This window comes from Bacillus sp. FSL R5-0523, from assembly GCF_037975295.1.
Taxonomy (GTDB): Bacteria; Bacillota; Bacilli; order Bacillales; family Bacillaceae; genus Bacillus; species Bacillus subtilis.
Window position 1 is genome coordinate 3,960,639 of the sequence record NZ_CP150251.1, and the last position, 13,926, is coordinate 3,974,564.

At 40.6% G+C, this 13,926-nt stretch carries 14 protein-coding genes and 1 pseudogene; 6 read left to right on the top strand and 9 right to left on the bottom strand.

Translation table 11 applies throughout. The features are described 5' to 3' along the window. The first annotated feature begins 19 nt into the window (after window positions 1-19). From gntP to ahpF, 4 genes are all read left to right on the top strand, one after another. Window positions 20-1,366, top strand: a complete 1,347-nt coding sequence (gene gntP / locus NYE53_RS20290) for a gluconate permease GntP (protein ID WP_003243139.1) — start codon at window positions 20-22, stop codon at window positions 1,364-1,366. A gap of 22 nt (window positions 1,367-1,388) precedes the next feature. After that, window positions 1,389-2,795 carry a decarboxylating NADP(+)-dependent phosphogluconate dehydrogenase gene (gene gnd / locus NYE53_RS20295; protein ID WP_339246541.1) on the top strand — a complete coding sequence of 469 codons (1,407 nt, stop codon included), beginning with the start codon at window positions 1,389-1,391 and terminating at the stop codon, window positions 2,793-2,795. 463 nt (window positions 2,796-3,258) lie between these two features. Next, window positions 3,259-3,822, top strand: a complete 564-nt coding sequence (gene ahpC, locus NYE53_RS20300; protein WP_015483942.1) for an alkyl hydroperoxide reductase subunit C — start codon at window positions 3,259-3,261, stop codon at window positions 3,820-3,822. A gap of 13 nt (window positions 3,823-3,835) precedes the next feature. Then, on the top strand, window positions 3,836-5,365 hold the full coding sequence (gene ahpF, locus NYE53_RS20305) for an alkyl hydroperoxide reductase subunit F (RefSeq protein WP_003226996.1): 1,530 nt from the start codon (window positions 3,836-3,838) through the stop codon (window positions 5,363-5,365). A 111-nt stretch (window positions 5,366-5,476) separates the two neighbouring features. On the opposite strand, the gene NYE53_RS20310 is transcribed toward ahpF, so the two are convergent. From NYE53_RS20310 to NYE53_RS20325, 4 genes and pseudogenes are all read right to left on the bottom strand, one after another. Beyond that, window positions 5,477-6,829: a polysaccharide pyruvyl transferase family protein gene (locus NYE53_RS20310; RefSeq protein WP_339246545.1), complete on the bottom strand. Its 1,353-nt coding sequence runs from the start codon at window positions 6,827-6,829 to the stop codon at window positions 5,477-5,479. 288 nt (window positions 6,830-7,117) lie between these two features. Further along, window positions 7,118-8,557: a 6-phospho-beta-glucosidase BglA gene (bglA, locus tag NYE53_RS20315; RefSeq protein ID WP_327828825.1), complete on the bottom strand. Its 1,440-nt coding sequence runs from the start codon at window positions 8,555-8,557 to the stop codon at window positions 7,118-7,120. 13 nt (window positions 8,558-8,570) lie between these two features. Next, window positions 8,571-8,720: a PTS glucose transporter subunit IIA gene (locus NYE53_RS20320; RefSeq protein WP_339246548.1), complete on the bottom strand. Its 150-nt coding sequence runs from the start codon at window positions 8,718-8,720 to the stop codon at window positions 8,571-8,573. 57 nt (window positions 8,721-8,777) lie between these two features. Further along, window positions 8,778-8,967: pseudogene (locus NYE53_RS20325) on the bottom strand (PTS transporter subunit EIIB); the annotation flags it as partial. 157 nt (window positions 8,968-9,124) lie between these two features. Here NYE53_RS20325 and NYE53_RS20330 point away from each other — a divergent pair. Continuing rightward, the gene (locus NYE53_RS20330; protein WP_327828824.1) at window positions 9,125-9,835 is read left to right on the top strand and encodes a GntR family transcriptional regulator; all 711 of its coding nucleotides are present in this window, start codon (window positions 9,125-9,127) and stop codon (window positions 9,833-9,835) included. A 28-nt stretch (window positions 9,836-9,863) separates the two neighbouring features. Continuing rightward, a complete protein-coding gene (locus tag NYE53_RS20335; protein ID WP_327828823.1) occupies window positions 9,864-10,022 on the top strand; it encodes a hypothetical protein in 159 nt (52 codons plus the stop codon). A 130-nt stretch (window positions 10,023-10,152) separates the two neighbouring features. Here the strand turns inward: NYE53_RS20335 and NYE53_RS20340 are convergent, their stop codons facing one another. The 5 genes from NYE53_RS20340 to NYE53_RS20360 form a co-directional block, all read right to left on the bottom strand. Beyond that, complete coding sequence (locus NYE53_RS20340; RefSeq protein WP_014478516.1) at window positions 10,153-10,875, bottom strand: peptide ABC transporter permease; 723 nt, start codon at window positions 10,873-10,875, stop codon at window positions 10,153-10,155. A gap of 20 nt (window positions 10,876-10,895) precedes the next feature. Beyond that, the gene (locus NYE53_RS20345; protein ID WP_014481448.1) at window positions 10,896-11,525 is read right to left on the bottom strand and encodes an ATP-binding cassette domain-containing protein; all 630 of its coding nucleotides are present in this window, start codon (window positions 11,523-11,525) and stop codon (window positions 10,896-10,898) included. A gap of 149 nt (window positions 11,526-11,674) precedes the next feature. Further along, entirely contained in the window at window positions 11,675-12,433 is a 759-nt protein-coding gene (gene liaK, locus NYE53_RS20350) for a zinc metalloprotease LiaK (RefSeq protein WP_017697257.1), read from the bottom strand. Continuing rightward, window positions 12,414-13,373: a YydG family radical SAM peptide epimerase gene (locus tag NYE53_RS20355; RefSeq protein ID WP_003242609.1), complete on the bottom strand. Its 960-nt coding sequence runs from the start codon at window positions 13,371-13,373 to the stop codon at window positions 12,414-12,416. Before NYE53_RS20355 ends, liaK begins: the two co-directional genes overlap by 20 nt. Before the next feature lie 57 nt (window positions 13,374-13,430). Beyond that, entirely contained in the window at window positions 13,431-13,580 is a 150-nt protein-coding gene (locus NYE53_RS20360) for an epipeptide YydF family RiPP (RefSeq protein ID WP_339246552.1), read from the bottom strand. Between the last annotated feature and the right edge of the window lie 346 nt (window positions 13,581-13,926).

Below are 13,926 nucleotides of genomic sequence, written 5' to 3' on the forward strand. Positions count from 1 at the left end.
TGAAGGGGAGGGCATTACCATGCCGTTAATCATCGTTGCACTTGGGATCTTAGCATTACTATTTCTGATTATGGGCTTAAAATTAAACACATTTATTTCCCTGCTGGTCGTATCGTTCGGCGTGGCACTGGCACTCGGGATGCCGTTCGATAAAGTTGTCAGCTCCATCGAGGCAGGAATAGGGGGGACTCTTGGCCATATCGCGCTCATCTTCGGACTCGGTGCGATGCTGGGCAAGCTGATCGCGGATTCAGGAGGCGCACAGCGCATTGCGATGACGCTCGTTAACAAATTCGGTGAGAAAAATATTCAATGGGCCGTTGTCATTGCCTCATTCATTATTGGGATTGCGTTATTTTTTGAAGTAGGACTGGTTCTATTAATTCCGATTGTCTTTGCGATTTCAAGAGAATTGAAGATTTCTATTTTATTTCTCGGAATCCCGATGGTCGCGGCACTATCCGTCACACACGGTTTCCTGCCGCCGCACCCGGGACCTACGGCGATCGCCGGTGAGTATGGCGCAAACATTGGAGAAGTGCTGCTGTACGGCTTTATCGTTGCTGTTCCGACAGTGCTCATCGCAGGGCCGTTATTTACAAAGTTCGCGAAAAAAATCGTTCCTGCATCATTTGCGAAAAACGGCAATATTGCATCACTCGGCACACAAAAAACGTTTAATCTTGAAGAAACACCCGGCTTTGGAATCAGTGTCTTTACTGCAATGCTCCCGATTATCATCATGTCGGTCGCGACCATTATCGACCTGCTTCAAGAAACAATCGGGTTTGCAGATAACGGAGTTTTAGCTTTTATCAGATTGATTGGAAACGCATCGACTGCTATGATTATTTCGTTATTGGTCGCAGTCTATACAATGGGCATCAAGCGCAACATTCCAGTCAAAACCGTGATGGATTCTTGTTCAACTGCCATTTCACAAATCGGCATGATGCTTTTGATCATCGGAGGAGGCGGCGCCTTCAAACAAGTGCTGATCAACGGCGGTGTCGGCGATTACGTAGCAGACTTATTCAAAGGAACGGCATTATCGCCAATCATTCTGGCATGGCTCATCGCGGCGATCCTGCGCATTTCTCTAGGATCAGCGACTGTTGCCGCACTAAGCACAACAGGTCTGGTCATCCCGTTATTGGGCCATTCTGATGTTAACCTGGCGTTAGTCGTGCTCGCAACAGGCGCCGGAAGTGTCATCGCTTCACACGTCAATGACGCCGGCTTCTGGATGTTCAAGGAATACTTCGGATTAAGCATGAAAGAAACATTCGCCACATGGACATTGCTGGAAACCATTATTTCCGTTGCTGGACTGGGATTCATTTTATTGTTAAGTTTAGTTGTATGAAATTAAGAAGGAGCTGTAACACATGTTCAATACGATTGGTGTCATAGGCTTAGGCGTAATGGGAAGCAACATCGCCTTAAACATGGCAAATAAAGGTGAAAACGTCGCTGTCTATAATTACACCAGAGATTTAACGGACCAGCTTGTCCAAAAGCTGGATGGACAATCTCTCAGCCCGTATTACGAGCTTGAGGACTTTGTTCAATCGTTAGAAAAACCAAGAAAAATCTTTTTGATGGTCACAGCGGGAAAACCCGTAGATTCCGTCATCCAATCATTAAAGCCTTTGCTTGAAGAAGGCGACGTCATCATGGACGGAGGAAACTCCCACTATGAAGACACAGAAAAAAGATATGACGAGCTGAAGGAAAAAGGGATCGGCTACCTGGGAGTCGGCATTTCCGGCGGTGAAGTCGGTGCATTAACAGGACCTTCTATCATGCCGGGCGGAGATCGCGACGTCTATGAGAAAGCCGCTCCTATCCTGACGAAAATCGCAGCTCAAGTCGGAGATGACCCTTGTTGTGTCTATATCGGACCAAAAGGGGCAGGGCACTTTACAAAGATGGTGCACAACGGCATTGAATATGCAGACATGCAGCTGATTGCAGAAGCGTATACGTTTCTAAGAGAAACGCTTCGTCTGCCGCTAGATGAAGTTGCATCTATTTTTGAAACATGGAATCAAGGTGAGCTGAAAAGCTATTTAATAGAGATTACAGCTGAGATTTTACGCAAAAAAGACGAAAAAACAGGACAGCCTCTGATCGATGTCATCCTTGATAAAACCGGACAAAAAGGCACTGGGAAATGGACGAGCATGCAGGCGATTGATAACGGCATCCCGTCCACGATCATCACAGAGTCCTTGTTCGCCCGCTACTTGTCATCCTTAAAAGAAGAACGGATGGCAGCTCAAGACGTATTAGCAGGCCCGGAAGCCGAAGAAAAACACTTGGATAAAGACACCTGGATTGAATACGTCAGACAGGCTCTTTACATGGGGAAAGTATGCGCCTATGCACAAGGCTTTGCCCAATATAAGATGTCATCTGAGCTTTACGGCTGGAATCTGCCGCTCAAAGACATTGCCTTGATTTTCCGAGGCGGCTGCATCATCCGCGCTGATTTCCTAAACGTGATCAGCGAAGCATTCAGTGAGCAGCCAAATCTGGCTAACCTGCTGATCGCGCCTTATTTCACAGATAAGCTCCATGCCTATCAAACAGGCCTGCGAAAAGTCGTTTGCGAGGGTATCAGCACCGGAATCTCTTTCCCATGCTTAACTACCGCGCTCTCTTATTACGACGGCTACCGCACAGGGCGTTCCAATGCGAACCTCTTGCAGGCGCAGCGCGATTACTTTGGCGCTCACACGTACGAACGGACTGATATGGACGGCGTTTTCCATACGAATTGGTCTGAATAACCTGTATTAAAAACACGGTCAGTTTCAACTGAACCGTGTTTTTTTCTTCTATCCCAAACAACAGAAGACATAAGTTATGTTTTAAATATCATAAACAGTGATACAATAATAGCTAGAAACAATCCCCAAGATCATCATGTGACAGCAGCTTGCTGTTCCGTTCTATTCTGCTTTTGGCCATTGTCCTTTGCCCTTGACCATGGTGTCATAAAATGTTCAAATGCCAAAACGGCCTGTCATTCTGATTTACAAAAGTCCCTGAAAACCTTGTCTAATTGAGAATCAGCCTCTCATTTGTTATAAAAGAAATGCATAAATCCTACCTGTCACACCTTTAGTAAGATGAAAAAAAGTAGGTTATGGCTTGACAAAAAATATATATTAATTAATAATTCATATATAATTAGAATTATTATTGAAAGCGAATATGCTTTCTAATACATTTTTAGGAGGAATATACATTATGTCTTTAATCGGTAAAGAAGTACTTCCATTCGAAGCAAAAGCATTCAAAAACGGTGAATTCATCGATGTAACAAACGAAGATTTGAAAGGCCAATGGAGCGTATTCTGCTTCTACCCAGCAGATTTCTCTTTCGTATGCCCAACTGAGCTTGAAGATCTTCAAGAACAATATGCTGCTCTTAAAGAATTAGGTGTTGAAGTCTACTCTGTTTCTACAGATACTCACTTCGTACACAAAGGCTGGCATGACAGCTCTGAAAAAATCGGCAAAATCACTTACGCAATGATCGGTGACCCATCTCAAACAATCTCTCGCAACTTCGATGTTCTTGACGAAGAAACTGGTCTTGCTGACCGCGGAACATTCATCATCGATCCAGACGGCGTCATCCAAACTGTTGAAATCAATGCAGGCGGTATCGGCCGTGACGCAAGCAACCTTGTAAACAAAGTAAAAGCAGCTCAATACGTTCGTCAAAACCCAGGTGAAGTTTGCCCGGCGAAATGGGAAGAAGGCGGCGAAACTCTTACACCTAGCCTTGATCTAGTAGGTAAAATCTAAGGAGTGCATTCAATTGGTACTTGATGCAAACATCAAAGCACAATTAAATCAATATATGCAGCTAATTGAGAATGACATTGTTCTCAAAGTTAGCGCAGGCGAAGATGACACTTCTAAGGACATGCTGGCTCTCGTTGATGAGCTGGCTTCCATGTCATCGAAAATTTCAGTTGAAAAAGCTGAATTAAACAGAACGCCAAGCTTCAGTGTCAATCGTGTCGGAGAAGACACTGGCGTGACTTTCGCCGGTATCCCTCTGGGCCACGAATTCACATCATTAGTGCTGGCGTTGCTCCAAGTGAGCGGCAGACCGCCTAAGGTAGACCAAAAAGTCATTGATCAGGTGAAGAAGATCAGCGGTGAATACCACTTCGAATCTTATATCAGCCTGACATGCCACAACTGTCCTGATGTTGTACAAGCTTTAAACATGATGAGCGTGCTGAACCCGAACATTACGCACACGATGATTGACGGCGCAGCATACAAAGCAGAAGTTGAAAGCAAAAACATCATGGCAGTGCCGACCGTTTACCTGAATGGCGAATCCTTCGGAAGCGGCCGTATGACGCTTGAAGAAATCCTTGCGAAAATGGGCAGCGGCGCAGATGCATCTGAGTTTGCTGACAAAGAGCCGTTTGACGTTCTTGTGGTCGGAGGCGGACCTGCTGGTGCAAGTGCAGCGATCTACACTGCACGTAAAGGCATCCGCACTGGTGTTGTGGCTGAGCGCTTCGGCGGACAGGTTCTCGACACCATGAGCATCGAAAACTTCATCAGCGTCAAAGCGACGGAAGGACCGAAGCTAGCGGCAAGTCTTGAAGAGCATGTGAAGGAATATGATATTGATGTCATGAACCTTCAGCGTGCGAAACGCCTTGAGAAGAAAGATCTGTTCGAACTTGAACTCGAAAACGGCGCTGTCCTGAAAAGTAAAACAGTGATCCTTTCAACAGGTGCACGCTGGCGCAATGTCAACGTACCTGGTGAACAAGAGTTCAAAAACAAAGGTGTCGCATACTGCCCGCACTGTGATGGGCCATTGTTTGAAGGCAAAGACGTTGCGGTAATCGGCGGCGGAAACTCTGGTATCGAAGCAGCGATTGATCTTGCAGGTATTGTGAATCACGTTACTGTGCTAGAATTCGCGCCGGAACTGAAAGCAGACGAAGTCCTGCAAAAACGTCTCTACAGCCTGCCAAACGTCACTGTCGTGAAAAACGCACAAACAAAAGAAATCACAGGTGATCAGAGTGTTAACGGCATCACATACGTAGACCGCGAAACAGGCGAAGAAAAGCACGTTGAACTTCAAGGTGTATTCGTCCAAATCGGTCTCGTGCCAAACACAGAATGGTTAGAAGGAACGGTTGAACGCAACCGCATGGGCGAAATCATTGTCGACAAACACGGCGCAACAAGCGTACCAGGCTTATTTGCTGCCGGCGACTGCACAGACAGTGCGTACAATCAAATCATTATTTCGATGGGATCAGGAGCAACGGCCGCTCTCGGCGCGTTTGATTACCTTATCCGAAACTAATATAAGAAAGCCGCAATATTGCCAGATTGGCAGCATTGCGGCTTTCTTTTTTATTCCAAAAATATTGCAAGTTTTATACAACTGTAATATAGTTGTAATGTTAGTGAATGGTCACTTCACACTCAGCATATTTGCTGTTTTTAAAGCGATACGCACTGATTTTCTATTTAACGTGCCCTGATACTTTTTGACCTTTTTTTTCAAATCTTTAATGGTTTTTTCCTTTTTGGCATTTTCTAATGCCATCAGCGCTTCCCAGCGTTTCGCTGTTTCTGTGGAACTGCAGCCGCTAACTGTAGTCACAGGCGGAAGAAGCTTCGTGTTAGATAGTTTTTCGTCAAAAGGAACGGTATCAGGAATCGCTTTCTCTTTATAAATATGGTCTAATTCATTTTGATTCAAGAAGCTGATGAAATGGTCAAAGTTTTGCGCTTGCCGTTTCTCAGGCTGATGAAAATCAAGTGTTTCAATTAATTCTGACAGTTTTGTCTGATCGGTTATCTCATTTGCCATGACATGCGTTAATTGATGGTACTCAGCTAATTCACGCATTCTGGCATCTTTCGGAAGCAACAGGCTCGGTGTACCGGCAATCGTCGCTGCGATATTTCCATGCAGCCTTGCGCCAAAGCTCAAATCGGCTTTTCTCAGGAAATCCAGCCAAGTCGGCACATTTAAAAAGAATCGGACTTTATCATTCTGATAAGCCGGGTCTTCCATGCTGACCGGATAATTATCAGCAGGCTTCGCCAGCGCAGGCGCACCCGCATACGTCAGAATCATTTCTTTTCGCCATTGCGGGATAAAGTAATGATTCGGAAACTCTTTCATGCTTCTCGTAATGAAGTCCAGCACATGCTTTGGAGACAGTCTTGATGAGTTAACCGTCACCATAGATTCTGTTGTGATATTAGTTTCTCTTATCTTCAGTTCTCTGCCAAACGCATACATAGAAGGACACCCAATCACCGTATGGTCAATGCCTTCACGGAAGCCTAATCTGGAAAGGTATTTCGCTGTAATTTCACCGCGGACACCGATCATATTTGATCTCTCCAGCACAGCACTTACAAACGCTTTTACATCCTCATCAAAAGGAAAACCTTCATTTAATTTTGGTTCAAACGGAGCCCGCAAACCAACACCAATCACAACAACCGGAATGGTTAGTTTCTTAATTAATTGGGTATATTTCCGTAAAGAAGGCACGAAATCCTCGCGGAATGCATCTGCCAGCGGAATAATATACATATCATAATTTTTATTAATTTGTTCAGCATCCGCTGGATGAATCCGATAATAATCAGGAGTAATCGTCGTTCCTTCTGTCATCAGCGTGCGAAACACACTGTAGGCATATACTAGGTTTCCTACGTTGCCGCCAATGGAGTTGCGAACAATCATTTCAGCTGCATTAAATGTATCAAATGGTGATATGCCAGCTCTTATTAAAATGTTTTTCAATGTGATGTTGCCCCTTCCTCGCCAAATTTTTTTCAGGAGATTTGCTTAGGGAACTCTATCATGATCTTAAAACTTCAGCCGGACACCCGCTTTCATCCCTTTTTACTCACAAACTCTCTCCCTTTCTTCCATTCTAATATTAAATTATACAAAAAAGGATCTTACAGGTGAAATCATAACATAGCAATCAGCGCTAGTAATCTATTCCCATTATTGGATATCGGATCGGATCATGCCAAAAACCCGAACCAGGCACTACGGTAAAAGTGCTCGATTCGGGCCAGATTCTTATAGTTCCTCGCCGTTCGTTTGAATGACATTTTTGTACCACTCAAAGGAATCTTTCTTATACCGCTTCATGGATCCGTTTCCTTCATTGTCACGATCAACATAGATCATGCCGTAGCGTTTTTTCATTTCGCCAGTTGTGAAGGAGACAATATCAATAATGCCCCACGGCGTGTAGCCAATTAAATCAACACCATCGTACGTGACCGCTTTTTCCAATGCTTCAATATGTGATTTTAAATATTGAATGCGTTCCGGATCATGAACCTTGCCGTCCTTCTCCAGCGTATCCACTGCGCCAAAACCATTTTCAACGATGAATAACGGGATTTGGTATCGGTCATAAAAACGATTTAACGTATATCTCAGCCCGGTTGGATCAATCGCCCATCCCCAGTCACTCGAAGTGATATACGGATTTTCGACACCATTCGGCAAGCCGCCATTTACAATATCGCCAGTGTTATCATTCTTCACATCGCTTTTCACGGTTGTTGACATGTAATAGCTGAAGCCTAAGTAATCGACGGTTCCGTTTCTTAAAATCTCATCATCGCCGTCTTCGAATGTGATATTGTAGCCTTCTCGCTCAAATTCCTTCAACGCGTAGCTTGGATAATAACCGCGAACCTGCACATCAGGGAAGAAATAGCGCTGCCTCATTTCTTCTTCAGCCAGCATCACATCTTTAGGATTGGAGGAGAAAGGATAAATCGGCACGTGTGATACCATGGCCCCGATCTGGAACTCTGGATTGATGTCTTTTCCTTTTGCCACTGCTAATGCGCTCGCCACTAATTCGTGGTGCGCCGTTTGATACATGACTTCCTTGGCGTTTTCGTTTTCGCCAACCACAACACCTGAATTCGTCCATAGGAACAGCGGATTGTTCACATCCATTTGGTTGTTGATCTCGTTAAATGTCATCCAGTACTTCACTTTATCTTTGTAACGGGTAAAGCAAGCATCTGCAAAGTTGACGAAGAAGTCCACGACTTTCCGGTTTCTGAAGCCGCCATATTCTCTTGCCAGGTGCAGCGGCATTTCAAAGTGAGACAGGGTAATGACCGGCTCGATCCCATGCTTCAGCAATTCATCAAACACATCATCATAAAACTGCAAACCCGCTTCGTTCGGTTCAGCCTCATCGCCTTTCGGAAAAATGCGGCTCCAGCCGATAGACGTCCGCAGGCATTTTAATCCCATTTCTGCAAACAAAGCGATATCTTCCTTGTATCTGTGATAGAAATCAATGGCTTCATGGTTCGGATAAAACTCGTTCTCTTCAATCGTATCCGTGATTTTTCTCGGCACGCCGTGCGCACCCGCTGTCATCACATCGACGACACTCGGCCCTTTACCTCCTTGATTCCATCCGCCTTCAAATTGGTGGGCAGCTAAAGCACCGCCCCATAAAAAATCTTTCGGCATGTTTCCCATGTTTCATTCCTCCTCAGCTTACGACTGTAAATATTTTTTGATGCAATGCACTTTCCTCAATCTCTTCAATGAAAGCTTTATCAAACTCAACAAGCACTTCGCCTTTTTTTACGGTATCGCCTTCTTTTACCTTCAAGGAAAAAGGAGTGCCGTCTAATGTCACCGTATCCAGCCCGATGTGCGCAAGCAATTCGACGCTGAACGCAGGTCAATCGCATGCTTTGACAACCGTAATGACGCCGGGATGGTGGCATCGATTTCACGATTTCCTTCGCTTTAGGGGTAGACCGCTTCAGCACCAATCGAAGTCTGGTAGCGCAGCGAGAAGCCCCAATCACATTCTCTTCCTCGCCTACGGCCTCTAAAATGTCTTTTGCTAGTCTCGTATAATCTCTCACTTTCCCCGACATTTTCACCCACCCCTTTGTTTTGGTTACGCTTTCATTATAATTGTACCGGTATAATTTATCAATACCGAAATAAAATATTTACGCACTAACTATCATTGTAAGCGGTTTATGCTATAATTTTGACAAGTGAAACTAAACGAATAAATGAGGAATGCGTATGTTAAAATACCAGCAAATCGCAGCGGAAATTGAAACATATATAGAAGAACACCAGCTTCAGCAGGGAGACAAACTGCCAGTCCTGGAAACCCTCATGGCCCAGTTTGAAGTCAGCAAAAGCACCATCACAAAGTCCCTGGAGCTATTAGAGCAAAAAGGCGCGATCTTTCAGGTCAGAGGAAGCGGCATTTTCGTCAGAAAACATAAACGAAAAGGCTATATCAGCCTTCTGTCGAATCAGGGATTTAAAAAAGATCTCGAGGATTTCAACGTCACCTCAAAAGTCATCGAACTGGACGTGAGAAAGCCAACGCCGGAAGCGGCGGAAAATCTGAACATCGAAATAAACGAGGACATCTACTATGTCAAAAGGGTCCGCTACATCAACGGCCAGACCCTTTGCTACGAAGAATCCTATTACAACAAATCCATCGTGACGTATTTAAACAACGAAATCGTCTCCCACTCCATCTTCCATTACATCCGCGAAGGACTGGGGTTGAAGATTGGTTTTTCTGATTTGTTTCTGCACGTGGGCCAGCTTAATGAGGAAGAAGCAAAGTATCTAGAGTTGGAGGCTGGACTGCCGAAGCTGTATATAGAAAGTATTTTTCACCTGACAAATGGGCAGCCGTTTGATTACTCGAAGATTTCGTATAATTATAAGCAGTCGCAGTTTGTGGTGCAGGCTAATAGTTTTTTGCTGTAGAGCTGCTGCACTATGGAAGGTGGTCGACATGTATAAAATTATCATTCCTGCCATACTAGCTATCTTTACACTCTGGATACTCTTACAGATTTCACTAGAGATGAGCATCGTTAAGAATCCAATGAACTACTTTATCGTATTCATTATCTTTTTCCTCTTTGTAAAGATGGTGAAAGAAAAACAATAATAGTTTGGGCGATGCAAACAGAAAAACATCCTTCCCTTAACAAACTCAGTCAGTCACATGCATTAATCTTGATGTTAATGATATATAGGTGCACATAAAAAGCTACTTCACTGTGAAGTAGCTTCCTCTATTAAATGCCCATTTTGATCCATCTAGTTTTAGAAAAGCGAAGGATAATCGCATTTATGATAATGATTGAAACTAAATACAAAATAATAAATAAAACATCATTACTCCCAAGTGTCATGTTATCAGATTGCAGCACTCTTTCTATTCGGGGATACATAGTGTTGCCTGCCTCAAAAGGAGCAATGAAACCAAACGTTTTATTGCTTATAGCTACTAAGATAACAGAAGTCATCCAATAAACGATACTGACACCTATACTAATTAATATATTAGGACATAACATGCTTATAGTTCCGATAATTAGAATATACTGCAGTATAACTGCAGAAAATAAAAAAAGTAATAATGCAAAATGCGAAAAATCATGGTACATCAACGATATGATTAGCAGGCCTAGCGTTATAAATGCAAAACATTCTAAAAATAAAACAGCTATCTTTTTATAAAAGAAAGTATAGATGTTCTCTCCAATTAATTTGTAAAAGAGAATATTTTTGTTTGAATACTCTCTATTAATAAAGAAAGCTATAACAAATGAAAATAACATCAAACCAAACTGGGTCGCAACAGTATAGGAGCTAAAGAAAAACATTTCAGGTGTAACATTGCTGACTTTATCAATTCCAACAAGTAAAAAATAACCCAGCAAAAATAAAAATACAAACATTGCTCCTAAAATAATGATAACTTTGTTGCTAATACTCTTTTTAAACTCTAATTTCATCTCAAGCCCCCACTGTTTTATTACTCATTTATATACACTTCAATTAATTTATCCACTGAATGATATTGTTGAATTTCTTGGTGATTAAATATATAATAATCCCCTTCTATCGCCTTTAAATCAGACAAATCATGTGTAATGTTGATGATAATCTTCTCGGGGTTCTCCTGAATATACTTGTTTAAGAAGCCATGAATCTCTATAACCGTTTTTTTGTCTAATGAATTCGTTATTTCATCTAAAACAATAATATTTTTATCCTCTAATAAGAAACTGAGCAATTTTAACTTTTGCTTTTGTCCATCACTCAAATTTTTGATCAGAACTTTCCCATCAATATTATCCAGATTAAGTAAATGTGCGATTTTATCTATCATTTCTGCATCAAATTTTTTACTCAAAAAGTGTAATAAAAAGTCCTTAGAAACATCATTAGGTATATTCGACGAGCTGGATATTAAAGAAACATTTTGACGAATATCTCTACCAATTCTTTTGCTATTATTCAACAAAAAGTCTTTAGCAAGCTGTGATTTACCGACTCCATTTTTTCCGACAACGTGATTAATTTTCCCGCTCGAAAAATGCAAGTCTGTGTCCTGAAGTAACGTTTTGCCTTTCACTTTTAAAGTGTAATTCGCTATATTCATATACATACTCCTAGGAAATATTTGCATAATAATAAAATGTTCTGCCTTGTGATTTGTTACTAATGTCTAAGCTTTTGAGGTACCTCTTTCGTTTCCGACCCGGAAGCGCAAGAAATATTTTTAGATGGCTAATTTGGAGATCTTTTACTCTAGTTTACAATATATAATATCCAATGTACAACTGAATTCACTGCAAGGCCAATCCCTATAATTTGAATCGTAAGAACTAACCAATGATTTGTCTTAAAACGGCTATATTCATCTAAGCTCAGAAAAGCTAAAAGAATTTTGTAACCATCAGAATTCAGTATTGGAATTAAGTTCCACAATAAAGTAGACGAGAAAAGCATAAATGCCATAGTTAATGCTTCACTGGAAAATGTAAATTGATTTATTAATTCTAATGTGTTTATTAAAAAATAATTGATAAACAAGCCAAATAAATGAACGATTATCTTTTCATTTCTTGATAGCATATAGGTTTCATTCAATTGGACATAAAAAGCAGGAAATACATAAAAATTCAGTTTGAATCCCACTTTATCAAAGTTTTTCCCGAAAAATTTTAAGGAATAAATATGTCCCAGTTCATGAAGCACTATATTCATTATAAAGTAAATAACTATAATTATCCACATTTTCCAGCCGTAAAATACTGAGGACAATCCATTTTGCAATTTTATTAAATGAATATAATTTAATATGAACATGAGAGCCGTAAAGGATAAGAACAGATAAAAAAACTTTGGTGATACTTTCTCTTTATACATTTTAAAACGTAATAATTGTTCATCTGACAGAGAATTTAAACTATTTTTATAGTATTCTCCGCTTTTTTTGTCTTTTATAAATACGTTGTTTTGCACAAGCACTTCATATTTTTCATCTTCATACTTTAAAATTTTCATTATAGTATTTTTCCATATAAGGATAGAAGTAGTTTATTTTTTCTGCAGAGTTGAATAAGGAACCACAAACTCCACAAATAGAGGAAAATTCATAAGGAATGTCAAATTCCTCTATTTTGTTATTTTCTTTTAAAATATTCAAAAACCATTTGAATCCTTCTTTTCGGAGAATAAATAATAGCAAATTGGAATTTAACTTTTCCACGGTTCTTTCGAAACTTTGGTTATATTCTTCCCTTAGGGTTATTTTCGTTTCAAAAATAGCAGGGGAACAACATGGATAAATTTCTCCATCATGATGATATACAATGTCATATCCGGGACAATGTAAGGAATCTTCATCTTCAAGACTGTAAAATTTATGTATGTTTTCTTGCTTAATTCTAGTTTTAGCAGCGCCAACTGATATCATTGGAAATTTTGTTATCTTTACACCTAAGATTGAATCCCCCAATTCCTCTAAAATATGGTTGGACATTTTGTCTTTGGTAACTGCCATATTAAGAGAAATATCGATATCAGGGTATTTCCTGCTATGTTCTAATATGTTTTTAATACTGGAAGACTTGACAAATGGAGCATGGTACTCATCATAACTTATAGTCAGTGCTATCACATTTAAAGAATTCATATCATGAAAGTACTCCTGGACCTTTTTCTTGCTCAAACCCCAAAATCCATTAGAGATCAACGTTATTTGTTTTTCATATGGTTTAATGATTTCCATTAGTTCTTTTAAAAATTTATAATCTAAAAAAACTTCCCCACCTGTAAAAGAAATCACTTGAATGGTTTTGTTTTTTGCAAATTCAGTTACTAACTCTCTTATGTATTCTTTTTCCATCCTGGTTGTTGAAGTTGGTGAACTAGAAAAACAACAATGGTCACAGGATGCATTACACCTTGAATCTAAATTGATTGATACTGTTTTATTATACATGAAATATCCCCCAACAAATGGTAAAGGAGAGTTAGACTCTCCTTTGTACCCCTCTAATTAATGACCACTTCCAAGAATCCAGCGATTTTCTTTTGATTTTACAAAATACCAAAGATCATTCACTTTTGCTAACTTTTGTGATTCATCTAATAGACCCTTAAATTCTAAGTTTTTCACAGTCTCATTGTTAGAGTTTTCCTTTTTCATATTATCACTCCTCCTTTTCTAATATAACCCAATTATTCTATATGATTCAATACATGTCAATATATTGTACCTAAGAAATCTGAAAAATGTCACTATTCTTGGTATATAAAACCTATAGTCCTCTAGCCCCTCTAAGCTATACCGAATGAAAGGCCATAGTTTGATTTAAAGCTTCGTAATGAAAAGTAAAACATCAATATTGACTACACTAGTTAAGGGATATACAGATTTTAAGTGGAAGAAATGAGGCAAACAATCTTACCCCAAACCAACCTGCAAGATCCTCTATGGATACTACTGAAAAGCTGTTTTAAGCTCTTGCTTACCCCATTTGAACATCTCTTTC